The sequence below is a fragment of the Pseudomonas sp. JS425 genome (assembly GCF_018223845.1).
GTDB classification, from domain to species: domain Bacteria; phylum Pseudomonadota; class Gammaproteobacteria; order Pseudomonadales; family Pseudomonadaceae; genus Aquipseudomonas; species Aquipseudomonas asiatica.
In genome coordinates this window covers 4,217,748-4,235,119 of record NZ_CP073661.1, presented here as the reverse complement: position 1 = coordinate 4,235,119, position 17,372 = coordinate 4,217,748, and the positions used below count along the sequence as shown (strand labels likewise).

General features: G+C 64.1%; 11 protein-coding genes. 6 read left to right on the top strand and 5 right to left on the bottom strand.

The window, feature by feature from the left end; genetic code table 11:
- From kdpF to KDB76_RS19640, 6 genes are all read left to right on the top strand, one after another.
- Positions 1-90 carry a K(+)-transporting ATPase subunit F gene (gene kdpF, locus KDB76_RS19665; RefSeq protein WP_003251485.1) on the top strand — a complete coding sequence of 30 codons (90 nt, stop codon included), beginning with the start codon at positions 1-3 and terminating at the stop codon, positions 88-90.
- A gap of 9 nt (positions 91-99) precedes the next feature.
- Positions 100-1,794, top strand: a complete 1,695-nt coding sequence (gene kdpA / locus KDB76_RS19660) for a potassium-transporting ATPase subunit KdpA (protein ID WP_038409997.1) — start codon at positions 100-102, stop codon at positions 1,792-1,794.
- A gap of 9 nt (positions 1,795-1,803) precedes the next feature.
- Positions 1,804-3,858, top strand: a complete 2,055-nt coding sequence (kdpB, locus tag KDB76_RS19655) for a potassium-transporting ATPase subunit KdpB (RefSeq protein ID WP_038409996.1) — start codon at positions 1,804-1,806, stop codon at positions 3,856-3,858.
- A 10-nt stretch (positions 3,859-3,868) separates the two neighbouring features.
- Positions 3,869-4,420, top strand: coding sequence for a potassium-transporting ATPase subunit KdpC (gene kdpC / locus KDB76_RS19650; protein ID WP_013973416.1), 552 nt, complete (start codon positions 3,869-3,871; stop codon positions 4,418-4,420).
- Positions 4,421-4,576: 156 nt separating this feature from the next.
- Positions 4,577-7,231 carry a sensor histidine kinase KdpD gene (locus KDB76_RS19645; RefSeq protein WP_038409995.1) on the top strand — a complete coding sequence of 885 codons (2,655 nt, stop codon included), beginning with the start codon at positions 4,577-4,579 and terminating at the stop codon, positions 7,229-7,231.
- Positions 7,228-7,923 carry a response regulator gene (locus KDB76_RS19640; protein ID WP_038409994.1) on the top strand — a complete coding sequence of 232 codons (696 nt, stop codon included), beginning with the start codon at positions 7,228-7,230 and terminating at the stop codon, positions 7,921-7,923. Before KDB76_RS19645 ends, KDB76_RS19640 begins: the two co-directional genes overlap by 4 nt.
- A gap of 412 nt (positions 7,924-8,335) precedes the next feature.
- On the opposite strand, the gene KDB76_RS30185 is transcribed toward KDB76_RS19640, so the two are convergent.
- The 5 genes from KDB76_RS30185 to KDB76_RS19620 form a co-directional block, all read right to left on the bottom strand.
- The gene (locus KDB76_RS30185; RefSeq protein WP_321029169.1) at positions 8,336-8,896 is read right to left on the bottom strand and encodes a DUF6708 domain-containing protein; all 561 of its coding nucleotides are present in this window, start codon (positions 8,894-8,896) and stop codon (positions 8,336-8,338) included.
- 164 nt (positions 8,897-9,060) lie between these two features.
- Positions 9,061-12,243 (bottom strand): T6SS effector BTH_I2691 family protein, encoded by a 3,183-nt coding sequence (locus tag KDB76_RS19635; RefSeq protein WP_038409993.1) that lies wholly within the window; start codon positions 12,241-12,243, stop codon positions 9,061-9,063.
- Positions 12,240-13,199, bottom strand: coding sequence for a hypothetical protein (locus KDB76_RS19630; RefSeq protein ID WP_038409992.1), 960 nt, complete (start codon positions 13,197-13,199; stop codon positions 12,240-12,242). The genes KDB76_RS19635 and KDB76_RS19630 overlap by 4 nt, the downstream gene beginning before the upstream one ends.
- Positions 13,200-13,321: 122 nt before the next feature.
- Positions 13,322-14,227: a LysR family transcriptional regulator gene (locus KDB76_RS19625; RefSeq protein WP_038409991.1), complete on the bottom strand. Its 906-nt coding sequence runs from the start codon at positions 14,225-14,227 to the stop codon at positions 13,322-13,324.
- Positions 14,228-14,301: 74 nt separating this feature from the next.
- Positions 14,302-17,232 carry an aminotransferase gene (locus KDB76_RS19620; protein WP_038409990.1) on the bottom strand — a complete coding sequence of 977 codons (2,931 nt, stop codon included), beginning with the start codon at positions 17,230-17,232 and terminating at the stop codon, positions 14,302-14,304.
- Positions 17,233-17,372 lie beyond the last annotated feature (140 nt).

Genomic DNA, 17,372 nt, shown 5'->3' with positions numbered 1-17,372 from the left:
ATGAACATGCTCGACGGGCTGTCACTGCTGCTGGCAGTGGCATTGGCGTTTTATCTGCTGGTGGCGCTGCTGCGCGCCGATCGCAGCTAGGGAGTGGCCATGCACAGTTACGACTTCGCCTTGCTGTTGGCATTTTTCGCCATCGTGCTGCTACCGGCACCCTGGCTCGGGCGGTTCTACTTCAAGGTCATGGAAGGCCAGCGCACCTGGCTGTCGCCCGTGCTGGGCCCGGTCGAGCAAGCCTGCTACCGGCTGGCGGGCGTGCGCGCCAGCCAGGAACAGAACTGGCAGCAGTACACCTTGGCTCTGCTGGCCTTCAACCTGGCCGGGTTCCTGCTGCTGTTCGCCGTGCTGCTGTTGCAGGGCTACCTGCCATTCAACCCGCAGCATCTGCCCGGCCAGGAATGGTCGCTGGCGTTCAATACCGCGGTCAGCTTCGTCACCAACACCAACTGGCAGGCCTACAGCGGTGAGGCGTCGGTCAGCTACCTGAGCCAGATGCTCGGCCTGACCGTGCAGAACTTCGTCAGCGCCGCCACCGGCCTGGCCGTGCTGGTCGCCCTGTGCCGCGGCATCGCACGGCGCAGCGCCACGACGCTGGGCAACTTCTGGGTCGACATGACCCGCGCCACCCTCTACGGCCTGCTGCCGCTGTGCCTGCTGCTGGCGTTGCTGCTGGTATGGCAGGGCGTACCGCAAACCTTGGCCGACTACGCCCACGCGGTCACCCTGCAAGGCACCGAGCAGACCATCCCGCTGGGCCCGGCCGCCAGCCAGATCGCCATCAAGCAACTGGGTACCAACGGCGGTGGCTTCTTCGGGGTCAACTCGGCGCACCCGTTCGAAAACCCCACGGCCTGGAGCAACCTGTTCGAGGTGGCCTCGATCATCCTCATTCCGGTGGCGCTGGTGTTCACCTTTGGCCACTACGTGAAGGACCTGCGCCAGAGCCGCGCAATCCTCGCCTGCATGCTGGCCCTGTTCCTGATCGGCGGCAGTACGGCATTGTGGTCCGAGTACCAGCCCAACCCGGCCCTCGAGAGCGCGCAGGTACAGCACAGCGCCCCGATGGAGGGCAAGGAAAGCCGCTTCGGCACCACCGGTTCGGTGCTGTGGACAGTGACTACCACCTCTGCCTCCAACGGTTCGGTCAATGCCATGCACGACAGCCTCAACCCGCTGACCGGCATGGTGGCGATGGTCAACATGATGGTCGGTGAGGTGATCTTTGGCGGCGTCGGTGCAGGGCTGTACGGCATGCTGCTGTTCGTGCTGATCGCTGTGTTCCTGGCCGGACTGATGATCGGCCGCACCCCGGAATACCTGGGCAAGAAACTGCAGGCCCGCGAGGTGCAGTTGCTGGTGGCGACCCTGCTGGTGATGCCGGTCGGCGTGTTGGTGCTCGGCGCCATTGCCGCCAGCCTGCCAGGCCCGGCAGGTGCGGTCAGCAACCCGGGTGCGCATGGTTTCAGCCAGCTGCTGTATGCCTACACCTCGGGCACGGCCAACAACGGCTCGGCCTTTGCCGGCTTTGGTGCCAACACGGTGTACCACAACCTGATGATCGGCCTGGCCATGCTCATCGGCCGCTTCGGCTACATCCTGCCGGTACTGGCGCTGGCCGGCAGCCTGGCTGCGAAGAAAAGCGCGCCCCAGGGGCTTAACAGCTTCCCCACCCATGGCCCGCTGTTCACCAGCCTGCTGCTGGTCACCATCCTGCTGGTCGGTGGCCTGACCTTCCTGCCGACCCTGGCCCTTGGGCCGATCGCCGAACATTTGAGTCTGGGTTTTTGAGGACCGACCATGAACATGCCCATTGCTGAAGTAAAAGCCCGGCAAAGTGCCAAGGATCAGACCCGTTTCGCCGCATTGTGGCGCCCGGCGCTGGTGCAGGCATTCGTCAAGCTCGACCCGCGCCAACTCAAGCGCTCGCCGGTGATGCTGGTGGTCGCCCTGACTGCGGTACTGACCACCGTCCTGTGTTTCGCTCCCGGCAGCGGTGTGAGCACCGGTGTGGCCGTGCAGATCGCCCTGTGGCTGTGGTTCACCGTGCTGTTCGCCAACTTTGCCGAGGCCCTGGCCGAAGGCCGTGGCAAGGCCCGCGCCGACAGCCTCAAGGCTGGCAGCCAAGGGCTTACCGCCCAGCGTCGCAAGCGTGATGGCAGCTACGAAACCGTAGCGGCCAGCGCGCTGCGCAAGGACGATGTGGTGCGTGTGGTAGCTGGTGAAATGATTCCCGGTGACGGCGAGGTGCTTGAAGGTATCGCTGCGGTCAACGAGGCCGCCATTACCGGCGAGTCCGCGCCGGTGATCCGCGAGTCTGGCGGCGATCGCTCAGCGGTGACCGGCAATACCCGGCTGGTCTCAGACTGGTTGTTGATCCGCATCACCAGCAACCCGGGCGAATCGACCCTCGACCGCATGATTGCCCTGGTCGAGGGCGCCAAGCGGCAGAAGACGCCCAACGAGATCGCCCTCGACATCCTGCTGATCGGCCTGACCCTTATCTTCCTGATCGTGGTGGTGACCCTGCAGCCGTTCGCCCACTTTGTCGGTGGCAGCCTGCCGCTGATCTTTCTCGCCGCATTACTGGTAACGCTGATCCCCACCACCATCGGCGGCCTGCTGTCGGCCATCGGCATTGCCGGCATGGACCGGCTGGTGCGGCTGAACGTCATCGCCCGCTCGGGCCGGGCGGTGGAGGCGGCCGGTGACGTGCACACGCTGATGCTCGACAAGACTGGCACCATTACCTTCGGCAACCGTCGTTGCAGTGCGCTGCACGCGGCACCGGGCATCACCGCCCGCGAGCTGGGGGAGGGCGCCTTGCTGGCCTCGCTGGCGGACGACACCGCCGAGGGCAAGTCGATCGTCGAGTATCTGCGCCAGCTGCATGATTTTGTCGAACCGTCCGCCGGCCAGTTCGAGGCCGTGGCTTTCAGCGCCGAGACGCGCCTGTCGGGGATCGACTTCCAGCAACACCGCTACCGCAAGGGCGCTGTCGATGCCGTACTGGCGTTCGTCGGCATGCAACGCCTGGAAATGCCACCTGCACTGGCCCGTGAAGTGGAGCGTATTGCCCAGAGCGGCGGTACACCGCTGCTGGTGTGCCTGGACAAGCGCCTGCTTGGCGTGATCCACCTCAAGGATGTGGTCAAACCCGGCATTCGCGAGCGCTTTGCCGAGCTGCGCAAGCTGGGCATTCGCACGGTGATGGTGACCGGAGACAACCCGCTGACCGCCGCCGCCATCGCTGCCGAGGCCGGCGTGGATGACGTGCTGGCCGAGGCCACGCCAGAGAAGAAGCTGGCGCGCATCCGCCAGGAGCAGAACGACGGCCGCCTGGTGGCCATGTGCGGCGACGGTGCCAACGACGCCCCGGCACTGGCCCAGGCTGACGTGGGCATGGCCATGAACGACGGTACCCAGGCGGCGCGCGAGGCAGCCAATATGGTCGACCTCGACAGTGATCCGACCAAGCTGCTGGATGTGGTGCAGGTCGGCAAGGAGTTGTTGGTGACCCGCGGCGCGCTGACCACCTTCTCCATCGCCAATGATGTGGCCAAGTATTTCGCCATCCTCCCGGCACTGTTCGCCGCCATCTACCCGCAGTTGGGCGTGCTCAACCTGATGCACCTGGCCAGCCCGCAGAGTGCGATTCTGTCGGCCATCGTGTTCAACGCGCTGATCATCATCGTGCTGATCCCGCTGGCGCTGCGCGGCGTGCGGGTGCAGGCGGCCAGTGCGGCGCACCTGCTGCGGCGCAACCTGCTGATCTACGGGCTGGGCGGCATTGTCGTGCCGTTTGCCGGGATCAAACTGATCGATCTGCTGCTCAATGCCCTGCACCTGGTCTGAGGAGGCCACCATGAATGCTTATGTACGCCCGGCATTGAGCCTGGCCCTGTTGATGACCCTGGTGACCGGCGCGCTGTATCCGCTGGTGGTGACCGGTATTGCCCAGGTGGCTTTCCCAACCCAGGCCAATGGCAGCCTGGTGCGCGATGACCAGGGCCAGGTGCGCGGTTCGGCGCTGATTGCCCAGGATTTCCAGGGCGATGGCTGGTTCCACGCGCGGCCATCGGCAGGCGCCTACGCCACCGTGGCCAGCAGCGCCAGCAACCTGTCGCCGAGCAACCCGGCGCTGGCCGAGCGGGTCAAGGGCGATGCGGCTGCGTTGTACCAGGCGCAGCAGGGGCCGGTGCCCCAGGCGCTGCTCACCACCTCGGGCAGCGGCCTCGACCCGCACCTGCCGCCGGAGGCCGTGGCCTACCAGATCCCTCGGGTGGCGGCGGCACGGCAGTTGCCGGTGGAGCGCTTGCAAGGCTTGCTGGAAGAGGCCACCCTCCACCCATTGATCGGCCCGCCGGTGGTCAATGTGCTGGCCTTGAACCAGGCCTTGGAAAACCTCAGCCATTGATAGATGACTTGAGGGGCTAGCAGGGACCCTGTGGGAGCGGGTTTACCCGCGAATGCGTCGGTGGCGCTATTACTGCATTCGCGGGTGAACCCGCTCCCACAGGTACGGTGTTTGTCCCTGGATTTGCTGCTTGCTGGAAATAGCAAAGGATGAAAGATGAGTGACTCCGCCCGCGCAGACGCGCTGTTGGCTACCCTCCCGCGAAGCGGCCGGGGGCGGTTGAAGGTGTTTCTTGGCGCCGCCCCCGGCGTCGGCAAGACCTTCGCCATGCTCCAGGCCGCCCACGCCCAGCAACGCCAGGGCGTGCAGGTGCTGGCCGGGGTGGTCGAAACCCATGGCCGTGCCGAAACCGAGGTATTGCTCGCTGGCCTTCAGCAGCAGCCCCTGCTGCGCAGCCAGTACCGCGGCGTCACGCTCGAGGAAATGGACCTCGACGGCCTTCTCAAGGCCGCGCCGGCCCTGGTGCTGGTCGACGAACTGGCCCACACCAATGCGCCCGGCAGCCGCCACGCCAAACGCTGGCAGGACGTACAGGAACTGCTGGCCGCCGCCATCGATGTGTACACCACGGTCAACGTCCAGCACCTGGAAAGCCTCAACGACAAGGTCCGCGACATTACTGGCGTGCAAGTGCGCGAAACCCTTCCGGACTGGGTGCTGCAGGAAGCCTTCGAGCTGGTGCTGATCGACCTGCCACCCCGCGAGCTGCTCGAACGTCTGCGCGAAGGCAAGGTGTACGTGCCCGAGCAGGCGCGGGCCGCCATCGATGCGTTCTTCTCGCAAACCAACCTTACCGCCCTGCGCGAGCTGGCCATGCAGACCGCCGCTGCCCAGGTGGATGCCGACCTGGCCCACGGCTATCGCCAGCGCGGCCAGGAAGCCCCGGCCCTGCGTGGGCGCTTGCTGGTGGGCGTGGATGGCGACGACCAGGCGGAACGTTTGGTGCGCCATGCCAGCCGCGTGGCGCAACGCCGCCACCTGCCCTGGAGCCTGGTGCACGTGGACAACGGCCGCCTGCGCGACGAAACCGCACGCCAGCGCCTGCAAGCTGCCCAGCAACTGGCCGAACGCCTGGGCGGGGAGGTGGTACTGCTGCGTGCCGGTGAAGTGGTGCGCACGTTGATCCAGCATGCCGCCGAACGACGGGCCAGCCTGGTGCTGGTCGGGCAGTCCCGCGACCGCCTGCGCCGGCGCCTGTTCGGTGCCGGTGTGGCCGCGCGGCTGCTGCGCGAAAGCCACGGCCTGGAAATCAACGTGCTGGACCGCGACGCGCAGCCGCAAGCGCCGCGTTCGGCGGTACGGCGGGTGTGGGTCTGGCGCCATTACCTGCTGGCGCTGCTGGCCACGGTCATGGCCGCAGGCCTGGCCTGGGCGGTGTCGAGTGTGCTGGCGCTGCCCAACATATCGCTGGTGTTCCTGGCCGCGGTGTTGCTGGTGGCAGTGCGCAGCAGCCTGGGGCCTGCGCTGGCCTGCGCGGTGCTGTCGTTCCTGACCTACGACTTCCTGTTCATCCCGCCCAACCTGTCGTTCAGGATCCAGCGCGAAGAAGACGTGCTGACCCTGGTGTTCTTCCTGTTGATGGCCGCGCTCACCGGCAACCTGGCCGCCCGCCAGCGCCGCCAGTTGCAGGCGCTGCGCGAGACCCAGGCGCAGACCAGCCAGTTGCTCGACCTGTCGCGCCGGCTGACCGTGGCCACCGACCGCCAGGCGGTGTTCAACGCCGCCGGCCAGCACCTGAACGGTTGGCAGGACATGCAGGTGTGCCTGCTGGAGCGCAATGTCGAAGGCCAGTTGCAGGTGGCCAGCGGCGAAGCCCATGCCTTCAGCGATAACGAACGCGCCGCCGCAGAGTGGGCCTGGCAGCACGGCCAGGCCGCCGGTCATGGCAGCGACACCCTGCCCAATGGCCGCTGGTGGTGGTGGCCGCTGGCGGTGGATGAGCAGCCCCTGGCATTGCTTGGTGTGCGCCCACACTCCGGCCAGCCGCTCAGCGACCCGCGCCGGCGCCTGCTCACTGCCCTTGGTCAGCCACTGGCCCAGGCCCTGGCCCGCGCGCGCCTGGCCGAACAGCTGGAGGCCGCGCGGCTGCATGGCGAAACCGAGCAGCTGCGCAGCGCCTTGCTCGCGTCCGTTTCCCATGATTTGCGCACCCCGCTGACCGCCATGCGCGGCAGCATCGACAGCCTGCTGGCGCTGGGCGAGGCGATCCCCACCGCCGACCGCCGCGAACTGCTGGAGGGCACCCGCAACGAGGCCGAACGCCTCGACCGCTACATCCAGAACCTGCTCGACATGACCCGCCTGGGCCACGGCGGCCTCAAGCTGGCCCGCGACTGGGTGGCCCCGGCCGACATCGTCGGCAGCGCGCTCAACCGCCTGCGCGCGGTGCTGGCGCCGCTACGGGTACACACCGACGTGCCGACCGAGCTGCCGTTGCTGTTCGTGCATGCGGCATTGATCGAACAGGCGTTGGTCAACGTGCTGGAAAATGCCGCGCGCTTCTCGCCAGCCAATGGCCGGCTGGAGCTGCAGGTGTCGGTGCAGGACGCCCGGTTGTGCTTTGCCGTCAGCGACCAAGGCCCCGGCATTCCCGTGGAAGACCGCGAGAAGATCTTCGACATGTTCTACACCGCCGCTCGCGGTGACCGCGGCGGGCAGGGCACCGGCCTGGGCCTTGCGATCTGCCAAGGCATGATCGGCGCCCATGGCGGGCAGATCCTGGTGGGCGAAGGCATCGATGGCCAGGGCACCAGCATCACTTTATGCTTGCCGCTGCCCCCTCAACCTGAAACCGAAAGCGAAACCCCATGAGTCAGTCCGCCACTCTCCTGGTCATCGACGATGAACCGCAGATCCGCAAGTTCCTGCGCATAAGCCTGGCCTCGCAAGGCTACAAGGTGCTCGAGGCCGCCACCGGCGCGGAAGGGTTGGCCCAGGCGGCGCTGGGCAAGCCGGACCTGGTGGTACTCGACCTGGGCCTGCCGGACATGGACGGCCAGCAGGTACTGCGTGATCTGCGCGAATGGAGCGCGGTGCCGGTGCTGGTGTTGTCGGTGCGCGCCAGTGAAGTGCAGAAGGTCGATGCGCTGGATGGTGGAGCCAACGACTATGTGACCAAGCCGTTCGGCATCCAGGAGTTCCTGGCGCGGGTGCGCGCCTTGCTGCGCCAGGTGCCGCAGGCCGGTGGCTCGGAAGTGGCGGCCAGCTTTGGGCCGCTGATGGTGGACTTTGCCTTTCGCCGGGTGACCCTGGATGGCGCGGAAGTGGCGCTGACCCGCAAGGAGTATGCGCTGCTGGCGCAACTAGCCGGGCACCCGGGGCGGGTGATTACCCAGCAGCAACTGCTCAAGGATATCTGGGGGCCTACCCATGTGGATGACACCCATTACCTGCGGATAGTGGTCGGGCATCTGCGGCAGAAGCTGGGCGATGACCCCACGGCGCCGCGGTTCATCATCACCGAGCCAGGTGTGGGATACAGGTTGGTGGCCCCCACCATGTAGCCCCTGTGGGCATGCCCGCGAAGAATCCAGCGCGGTGCATGGCACCGGCTGCGCCTGTGTTCGCGGGCATGCCCGCTCCCACAGGGTCCCTGCTAATCCAATGAGTCATGTGCGACCTAGGAGAGAGATTGCCCAGCCCTTTGGGCTGCGCTGTCGCGTAGAAAACTGAATTCGCAAGCGGCCCGCGTACCCTGTGGGAGCGGCTTTAGCCGCGAAGAATCCAGCGCGGTGCATGGCACCGGCTGCGCCGGTGTTCGCGGCTAAAGCCGCTCCCACAGAATCCCCGCTAATTCGATGAGTCATGTGCAGTTCTGCGAGAGCTGGCATGCCGGCGATAGGGCGAGAGCAAGCAGTGCAAGACAGTAATCTCACGGGGCGGTCCTCGACTCCAGATCCATTTCCGCTGGCCACTCTACTCGGGGTGCCAAGCGCAGGGCGAACTCACACCAGAGCACATCGTTGTGATCCTTGGGGGGGCGGGTGGTGGCAGGGCTGAGGGGCCTTCCTGCATGTAGGTGCAGATGTAGGCCCAGGCATGCTGGTCGGCCCCCATCGTAACCAAAGGAAAACGGTCGATGACATTGTTTGTGCCTGGTGCAACGATGGAGAGTGTGACACCCCATTTGAAAATTAACCCACCGTTTGGCAGTGCGCCGGTCTGGGACCAGCGCTCGGCGCGGACTTGGGACCAGTCGTAGCAAACTGTTTCTACTTTCCAGTTCGTGAAGGGGTTCCACCAGCAGTACTTGAAATTGTATGCATACAATTTTTTACGTACTCGGTTGAGGCGAAGGGGTTCATCTCGGGGTGGGGATATGCTTACTCGAAGGCAAAATACGGATGCCCATACTCCGCATGCAAGTATTAATATATCAACTAGCACGGATTCGAAGTCTCTCTGCTCTAAGTTGGAGTTTATGAAGCTGAGCAGAGGGGTGGTGATGGCGATAGTTGGAAGCGAAAGGAAAGCCATTACTTCTCTTGCCCAACCGAGGGGTCTGGGTACTTCAAGGTAGATAAGATCCTGATGGTTAGGGGATTGATTGCCCAGGCTGGCTTCGATCGCAATGGGAGTGTCAGGATGGGGTAGGTCCTCTATCCATCCTGTACATGGCGGGTTAAGGTGCGGGCGGGCCATTAGAATAGACTCCTTAGCGAGGATAGATTGTTTTCTCTCATTGTCACTTTTGCATAACCTGACATGTCATGCTTGTTGGGCCAATAAGTGAGCGTTAGCTCAATAGCTTTTGTGCAATGGTTATCCAGTAGTGGAATTGAAGTGCTGATGTGCAGGGTCTTATCGGTAGTTTTAAAAATTATTCGTTCGCTGACGCTTTCAGGTCTAGCAAAGGTTTTTTTGGTTTCTTCGGGCACATATTCGACTACTTTTGGATGTGAACTATTACCAGAGAGATGAAAAGGCAGTCGATTTTGCCCTGCTGGGTACACAGTCAGTTGCCATTTGTACTGTGCGTTTTCAGTACTGAAATTTGGCAAACTTATGTACAAGTCGAGATAAAAACCTGCCGCGACAGCAGCGTCATCGCTGATGAACGCTTTTGTTTGGTCTAGCGTGTGCGTACTGTGAGTTGGTTGAAATCTTGTCTCAATTGAAGCCTGCGCTTGAACTCCCAAGGCTGCCGCGTTCAGTGAGCCAATTGCGATATCCAGATCTTGTGGATTCATCCAGCGACGATGTTCCTCTGGTGTTCCCCATCTACTGTGTCGGGACCAAAGCTCTAATAGTGAAGATTCTTGATTTTTGGCATCCATCGCCAGCGTATAGGCTGCCAGACCAAGGATGATCGTAAAGCCTAAGGGACCGAGTAGCGAACTTGCGAATAATGCCGAGTAAATACCAGAGACAGTGGAAACTGTAGCAAGCACGGCCGCGCGAGCGTACTGGTTTGCAGAGGTGCTGTCCCCTTGGTTATTAGTTCTGGCGAGCGCATTCACGTATTGCACTGCATCCATGGCATTGGCGAGTGCAGCGATGGCGCCGCCATACTTGGCTAGGTTCTTTCCTAGTAAGGCTGTGGTTACCGTTCCGGGCCACGGTATCTTCGGTCGTACAAGTGTGACAGCAAGCCCTGCCGCTTCGACACTCACTCCCAACAACCCAAGCGATGAAGACCAGATCGCCGCAAGCGCCTCCGGGTTGTCCTGATGCGTCTCTTGCAACGCCCGATAGTTCTTGCCCAGGCTATCCTGCTGGAACCATATGCCCCCCAAGGCAAGCAGCAGCTTCACGCTTCCGCTACTCGCTGCAGCATCCCGTAGGCTGCGCATCGCATCGCTTGCCACGCTTTGCGCGGCCGTAGAACTGATCTTCAAACCACCCGTAACCTGCGCACGCAGCGTACCCGCACCAATCGCAATATTGCGTACCAGCGCCCCGACGCCACCGGCTGCACCTTCGCGCAACTGCACCAGCCGCGCCTGTAAACTTTCAGCACTTTCCAACGTCCAGAGCATCACCTCGATCATCTGCCTACGGTTACCCACTGCCGCAATATTGATCGCGCCACTCAGCACCATGGCCCGCACCTTGCGGCCCAGGGGATCACGGAACTGCTTGTCTATCTGCTGCAGAAACGCATCGGTCCGCGCCTCCAGGGCTTCATTGAGCAGGCTCATGTATTCGCCCACTGTCAGCGACACCCGCAGCGGCGTTACCTGCTGCCCGGCGAACAGGGCAAACGCCGAGCGATGCACATGGCCGATCAGGGTCTTGGTCCGTTCACTGATGTGCTGGCTGAGCGTATTCCCTGCGCTGTTGGCCGCGGCCAGCAACTGGCCAACGGCATCCTGTATCGGCTTGATCATCAGCAGTTGGCCATCGGCGGTGCCGGCGATGCCCTTGATGATGTCGTACACCTTGCCGAAGTCGTCCCCGGACAGCGCGCTGGCCACCTGCTGCATCAGCTTCTGATTCTTGGCCAGCAGTGCCTGGTAAAGCAGGCTGCGGTCGTCTTCCAGCAGCTGCTGCCAGATATGCTGGGTGATCCCGAGCGGCTGACCCTCCTGCGGCAAGGTTTCAGTGGGCCCGCCGGCCAGGCAGGCGGCCATCATCTGGATGAAGTACTCCACCGAAACGGGGGAGGTCGCGTCATAGTCGTAGTAGCCGATCTGTTGAAACGCCCGCTTGGCATAGTGCCGCGCATACAGATCGCCAACCTGGTCGATCATCGACTGCCAGTTTTTCAGTTCGCGGTCGTAATCGGCCTGGAACGCTGCGCGGGCACCTTCGTCGTAACGCTCTTCCAGCCGCTCGCGGGCGTCCTGCTGCTTGCGCGCGGTGTTGCGTTCGGCCTGCGCGTCGATGTCCACCGGCGGCAGATACGCCTTGGCCGCGATCGGGCTGTCGTTCCATTGCTCGACCTGCTGGGCTTCCCGCTGCGCGTCCTCGGCACCCTGCACGGCCGCCATGGCAGCGTGCAATTCGCGGATGCCCAGCAGTGCTTGCGAGGTGAAGTATTCGAAGTGCCGCTGCGGCTGGGCCCGCCATTCCTGCAGGGCTTGCACCCAGCCAGCGCGTTGCGCGTTGAGCTCCATGACCATGCCGACCGGGTCGGGTAGCGTCAGCGCCAGCAGGCCATTGGGCAGTTGTTCCTGCTGGATGACATTGCGCACATGCGTGCGGGTTTCATGCCAGCGGCCCAGGCGGCTGTAAAAGCCATGAGCGCTGGTAAACCTGGCAGAGGAAAAGGTGGAAAACTCCAGCACCTGTTCCAGGCCGAAGCGGAAGCTGTCGGTCATGGCGATGCCGAGACTGGCAGGGTCGTTGCGTGCGGTGTTCAGGTCCACTTCGACGAAGCGGGCGAGGGTGCCCGGGTCACTGTCGACGATGCCTTGCCGATAGCGGTCGAGTACCGCACGGGGCCAGGGGTCGTTGGCGAAGGCGATCCAGGCCTTGCGGTAGAGCAGGGTATCGATGTTGATGAACGAGGCGATCACATCGTGGCCTTCGGTGGCGCATACCTTGGGTAACGACCTGGGTGGCCCCAAGGGCATCTGCGACACCGGAAAGCGCTGCAAGGTACCTTCCGCCGCCACCTCGTAGGCCTGCCAGATTTCCTGGTCGAGCAGTACGTAGACATAACCCTGGCGCAAAAGGCGCAGCTGGTCGGTGTGCATCGGGTGGAAGACGATTTCGCTATCGTCTGCCAGGCGATAGGGGCGCCCTGTGTCCGGGCGTGGGGCGTAGGCCTCGCGCAGCAGCAGAATCGGCAGGCCGGAGCGTTCGCAGGCATTGCAGGTGCCGTAGGTGTTGGGGATCTCTTCCTGCATGGCGATGTGGATGGTTTTGCTGATGCTCATGGGTAACTCCTTGCCTTCGGCAGGCCGGCGACGATGTGCGACCAGGTGCATTCGTCGTAGCTGGCGAAGCGGTCCGCCAGGCGCTGCTCGCCGGCAGCTGCCTTTTCCACGTCGTGCTGGATGGTCGGGTGCTGAAGGAGCAGTGGGTGGATCATGAGCATGTGCAGGCACATGCACTGGATATCGGCACGGTCGCGCAGGCCTTGCCTGAAGGCCTTGAGGATCAGGTTCATGGCATGGGTGGGGGCGTTTTCCGGCAGGCCTGATGAACCTGCGAAGTGCCAGGGTGCATGGGGATGCTGCACGGCACTCAGGCGATGCCAGGCACCGAGCAGTTGAATGATCTGCGGTGCGACGTGCTGGGTTGCCCTCACGGCCTCGGGGACGGCCAGTTCGCCAGCCATGGGTTCTCGCTCGAATACCTCGCAACTGCCACAACCATCGGGATGTAGCCAGCTGCGAACAGGCCCGAGGACTTCGCCTGCGTTTTTCAGGGTCGCGCGTAGCAGCGCCAGCCGCACGGGTTCAAACCAGGCGGTGATACCGTGCGGTTCTGGTTGGTGCAGCACCTGACACTGGTGGCTGATGTGCTGGGCGATGAGGTCGGCGGGTTGATCGCTGATCAGCCAGCCACACACGTAGTGCCAGGTAGCTGCCGATTCACGAGCGGCGCAGGTCGCGCTTAATGGGGCAAGGGCTGTGGGCGCATCGACGGGTTCGGCGAGCTGGACCAGAGCTGGCCAGCACTCAGGATCCTGCACCAGGCGGCTGCAGTCGACGCGCGTTACGGCATCACTACCCAGCGCTTCGCTGAGGGCAGCGATGGCCAGCGGGTGCTCAGGTGGGCAGCCGGCGAATGGGTCCAGTAAAAGGTAGAGGGCTTCTTCTGGTTGGCGCTGCTGGTTGGCGAAGTGATCGACCGACTGCACGTAGCCCTGCGTGGACTGGCTCGACATGAGAAGTTCCTTTTCTTCTTGATGGCGAGCAGAAACCTAACGGGGAATCAATGCTGCAGGTAGTTATCGGCTTCCTAACCAGCTGTAGGATTTTTCGCTGTCGGACGAGGCAGTCGTATCGCTCAGGACCTCGGGGATTCTGTTTCAAAGCATTGGCGCATCACGTCAAGGTAACGCCGCGCGCCCAGGCCCAACGGGCGCGACTTGACCCAGATGATGTCCACCCACAAGCGCAACCGGCTGGCCATGTTGTCGAAACGCACCTCCGCCAGCGCGCCCGAAGCAATCAACGGCTCGACCAAAGGCTGCGGCAGGTAGGCCCAACCAAGGCCCGATTGCACCAGGTCCAGCGTGGCCAGGTAGCTGTCGGTCAGCCAGATGCGCCGCGACAGCACCATGCGTGGGTCCGACCCGGTGGCCTTGCCCGACGCCACGATGATCTGCCGCTGTTCGGCGAAAGTCTCTTCCGGCAACGGCGTGCCGCTGTTCTGCCCGGCCGGATGGCGGGGGGAGGCGACGGCCACCAGCAACTGGCTGCCGGCCTCCAGGAATGACTCGCGTTCGTCGATGCCAGGCCTTTCGAAGACCAGTGCCAGTTGCACGCTGCCGTCATGCAGCAGGCGGATGGCTTCGGCCTGGGTGGCCGAGCGTACTTCGATTTCCAGGCTGGGAAATTCCTGGGCGAGGGTTTCCAGCGGCAGGCTCCAGCGGCCGGTCTGCAGCTCGGGGGCCATGGCGATAGTCAGGCGCTTTTCCAGCCCCTTGTGCAGTTGCAGGGCCTGGGCGTCGAGCAGGTTGAGCTGGCAGATCACCTGCCTGGCCTGGGGCTCCAGGGCCAGTGCGGCACTGGTGGGCAAGGCTTTGCGCGTGGCCCGGTCGAACAGCACCAGGTCCAGCTCTGCCTCCAGCTGGGCGATGGCCATGCTCACGGCCGAAGGCACACGCCCCAGCTTGCGCGCGGCGGCAGAGAACGAGCCTGCCTCCAGCACCGCGAGGAAGATTGCCAGGGAGTCGCTGGTAAAGGCCATTGTCAGTAAACCTGATGACGAGGAAGCGTTGTGGCCGAAAAGTATGAACACTCCTCGGCCAGCTTCGCAATTCTTTACAGGTCTTCGCAGAGCACCCGATCAATGCTGTCGACAAAGTAGTCCACGCTCGCCCGGGTGGTGCACATCGGCGGCTTGATCTTGAGGATGTTCAGGTAATCACCGGTCGGCTGCATGAAGATGCCCAGGTCACGCAGGCGGTTGCACAGGGCCATGGTTTCCTCGGTGGCCGGTTCCAGCGTTGCGCGGTCGCGCACCAGTTCCAGCCCCAGGTAGAAGCCCGAACCATGCGCCGCGCCGGCCAGTGGGTGCTTGTCGACCAGTGCCTGCAGGCGCGCCTTGAAATAGCGCCCGGTGTCGCGGGCGTTGTCCCACAGGCCTTCCTCCTGCATCACATCCAGCACCGCCATGCCGATGCGGCAACTGACCGGGCTGCCGCCGGCCGAGGAGAAGAAGTAGCCCTCGGCCTCCAGCGCTTCGGCGATCTCGCGGCGGGTGATGACTACGCCCAGTGGCTGGCCGTTGCCCATGCCCTTGGCCATTGTGATGATGTCGGGCACCACGCCCTGTTCCTCGAAGCCCCAGAAGTACTCGCCCAGGCGGCCATAGCCGACCTGTACCTCGTCGGCGATGCACACGCCGCCCCGGACACGAACTTTGGCATAGGCCTCGCGCAGGTAACCGGCCGGCAACGAAATACCACCGGCATTGCCGTACACCGGCTCGCAGATGATGCCCGCCAACTGGCGGCCACGGGCGTCGAGGTCGGCCAGTTTGGCGTCGACGTCGCGCAGGTAGTGGGTGGCGCTGTCGGCGCCGCGGAAGCGGCCGCGGAAGGTGTTCGGCGCCTCGACCGGGTGCACCCAGTCCGGGCGGGTTTCCAGGGCCTGCGGGTTGTCGGCGATGGAAGTGGAAATGGCATCGGTGGCCACCGACCAGCCGTGGTAGGCCTCCAGCACGCTGAGCAGGTCGCGCCCGCCGCTGTAGGCCCAGGCCAGGCGAATCGCCAGGTCGTTGGCTTCGGTACCACTGTTGACCATGAACACCCGGTCGAAGCCTTCGGGTGCCAACTCCAGCAGGCGTTCGGAGAATTCGGTGATGGCCGCGTAGTGGAAGCGCGAGTTGGTGTTCAGCAGCGACCACTGCCGTGCCGACTCGGCGACCATGCGCGGGTGGCCGTGGCCCAGCACCGCGACGTTGTTGAGCATGTCGAGGTACGAGCGGCCCTGCATGTCGATCAGGTAGTTGCGCCAGCCGCGTTCGATGTGAGGCGGTTGCGCGTAGTAATGCTTCTGCGAGCGGGCGAAGCTGGCGTCGCGGCGAGCCAGCAGGGCCTGTGGGTCGGGCAGCGGCTCGGCATTGCAGTCGAAGCCCAGCAACGCAGCTGGCGACGGGCACAGGGCCAGCCAGGCGGTTGCCTGGGATGGGGTGGCGAAGAACGGCGGCTGGATGCCGCTATCCAGGCACAGTTGCACGCTGAGGAAACCACAACTGCTGCCCAGCGACTGGCCTTTTTCCACGGCCTGGCCATCTGCAGGCGCGTCTTCCAGGCCTTGCAGCCACAACGCCCAGTGCGCGCTGCGCAGGCAGCCACGGCCGTCGCCATGGCGCTGCCAGGTGCCGGCATCTGGCGCTTGCACCAGGCTGCCGTTGGGTACATGCAGCTCGACGCCCAGGGCACAGGTGGCAGGCTCTTCGGGGCGGTCGATATGGGTTTGCGACAGGCGATACTGCCCGTGCAGGCTGCAAGCCGGTGCTGGTTGCGTGGTCAGCAGGTGCTGGTCGAAGCCCGGTTGCTCCCAGTTGCCCGCCTCGCAATGCACGCTGAGCACGCCCAGATCGACGCGCGTCACTGCCTGCCGATCCAGTTCAGGGAGCAGAAGGGCGCAGCCGCTCAGGTCCGGCGTGGCGGGCTGCAGGCCCGCAGCTTGCAGGATGGCCGCTTCCATCAACGCGAAAGGTACGGCGGTGGCAGTGTCGAAGATTTCCCATTCATGGGCGATGTTGTCGCGGGTGTACTGGTTGCCGGGGTCGACGGTGAGTTGCTGTTCGCTGCTCAGCACCAGCACGGCGGCGCGGTTGAGCACCAGTGGCCACAGCGCCCGCAGTTCGGCTTCGCTCAGCGGGTTGAGCGCCTGGTAGGCACGCACTGCCGGCAGGATGCGCAGCGGGTCGCCCTCGGCGTGGTGCAACAATGCGGCGCAGGTCACCGACAGGTCGGCGATGCGCCATGTGCGCAACAGGTCGCCGAAATCGATCACCCCTTGCAACTGCCACTGGCGCTCGCCATCGCGGGCCCAGACGGCGTTGTCGTCGGTGATGTCCAGGTGCACGGCCTGGCTTGGCAGCTGGTCGACCAGCGGCGCCAGGTGCTCGGCGGCCAGCTGGGTGGCCCGTTCGATGCGGGCGCGTTGCTCGGCGTTGCCCAGCACGGGCAGCAGGTGCTGGATCAGTGCCTGGGCATGTTGCGGGTCCCATTGCAGGGTGCGCGTCAGGCCCGGGTGGTCGAAAGTGGCCAGGGCCTTGTCCAGCCGCGCGCAGAGCCCGCCGAGTTCGGCCATCAGGCGTGGCTCCATGTGCTTGAGGCGGGTCAGTGGCTGGCCTTCGATGTAGTCGAGCAGGCGCATGCGCAGCGGTTGCCCGTCTATTTCCAACGCCAGCAGCATCTGGCCATCGCTGGCCGGGCGCACGGCGGGCACAGGCAAGCCCTGTTCGCGCAGGTAGGCCAGGGCCGCGTGCTGGGCCTCGAGCTCCACCTGGGCGTAGCTGCCGTGGCAGGCCTTGAGCACGAAACGGCCTTGTGGTGCGTCTACACGGAAGTTCAGGTCCTGTTGGCTGCCCAATGCCGAGAGGTTGCCGGCAATGCCGTAGTGCGTTTGCAGCACGGCATGTGCCTGGGCTTCGCCTAGCGCAGGGCTGGGCAGGCCGGAGCGCTGGATCAGCGTGGTCAGGGCAGGGGAGGCGGGCTGGTGGTGTGGGCTGGACATGGGGCTCTACCGTTGCTGCTGGGGTTGACGGTGGAGAATTTATGCCCGATCTGGCTGATGATGGAAGATGATTGTTGTCAGAAAATTTGATGACGGCTTTCGAGCCGACCTGCCTGTACGCCTTTACATTAAATTATTCT

What these genes read in the sequence shown, in the direction of transcription:
- KDB76_RS30185 (WP_321029169.1), bottom strand. Translation starts at nt 8,896, where the DNA reads ATGGCTTTCCTTTCGCTTCCAACTATCGCCATCACCACCCCTCTGCTC.
- KDB76_RS19635 (WP_038409993.1), bottom strand. Translation starts at nt 12,243, where the DNA reads ATGAGCATCAGCAAAACCATCCACATCGCCATGCAGGAAGAGATCCCC.
- KDB76_RS19630 (WP_038409992.1), bottom strand. Translation starts at nt 13,199, where the DNA reads ATGTCGAGCCAGTCCACGCAGGGCTACGTGCAGTCGGTCGATCACTTC.
- KDB76_RS19620 (WP_038409990.1), bottom strand. Translation starts at nt 17,232, where the DNA reads ATGTCCAGCCCACACCACCAGCCCGCCTCCCCTGCCCTGACCACGCTG.
- kdpA (WP_038409997.1), top strand. Translation starts at nt 100, where the DNA reads ATGCACAGTTACGACTTCGCCTTGCTGTTGGCATTTTTCGCCATCGTG.
- KDB76_RS19625 (WP_038409991.1), bottom strand. Translation starts at nt 14,227, where the DNA reads ATGGCCTTTACCAGCGACTCCCTGGCAATCTTCCTCGCGGTGCTGGAG.
- KDB76_RS19640 (WP_038409994.1), top strand. Translation starts at nt 7,228, where the DNA reads ATGAGTCAGTCCGCCACTCTCCTGGTCATCGACGATGAACCGCAGATC.
- kdpB (WP_038409996.1), top strand. Translation starts at nt 1,804, where the DNA reads ATGAACATGCCCATTGCTGAAGTAAAAGCCCGGCAAAGTGCCAAGGAT.
- KDB76_RS19645 (WP_038409995.1), top strand. Translation starts at nt 4,577, where the DNA reads ATGAGTGACTCCGCCCGCGCAGACGCGCTGTTGGCTACCCTCCCGCGA.
- kdpC (WP_013973416.1), top strand. Translation starts at nt 3,869, where the DNA reads ATGAATGCTTATGTACGCCCGGCATTGAGCCTGGCCCTGTTGATGACC.
- kdpF (WP_003251485.1), top strand. Translation starts at nt 1, where the DNA reads ATGAACATGCTCGACGGGCTGTCACTGCTGCTGGCAGTGGCATTGGCG.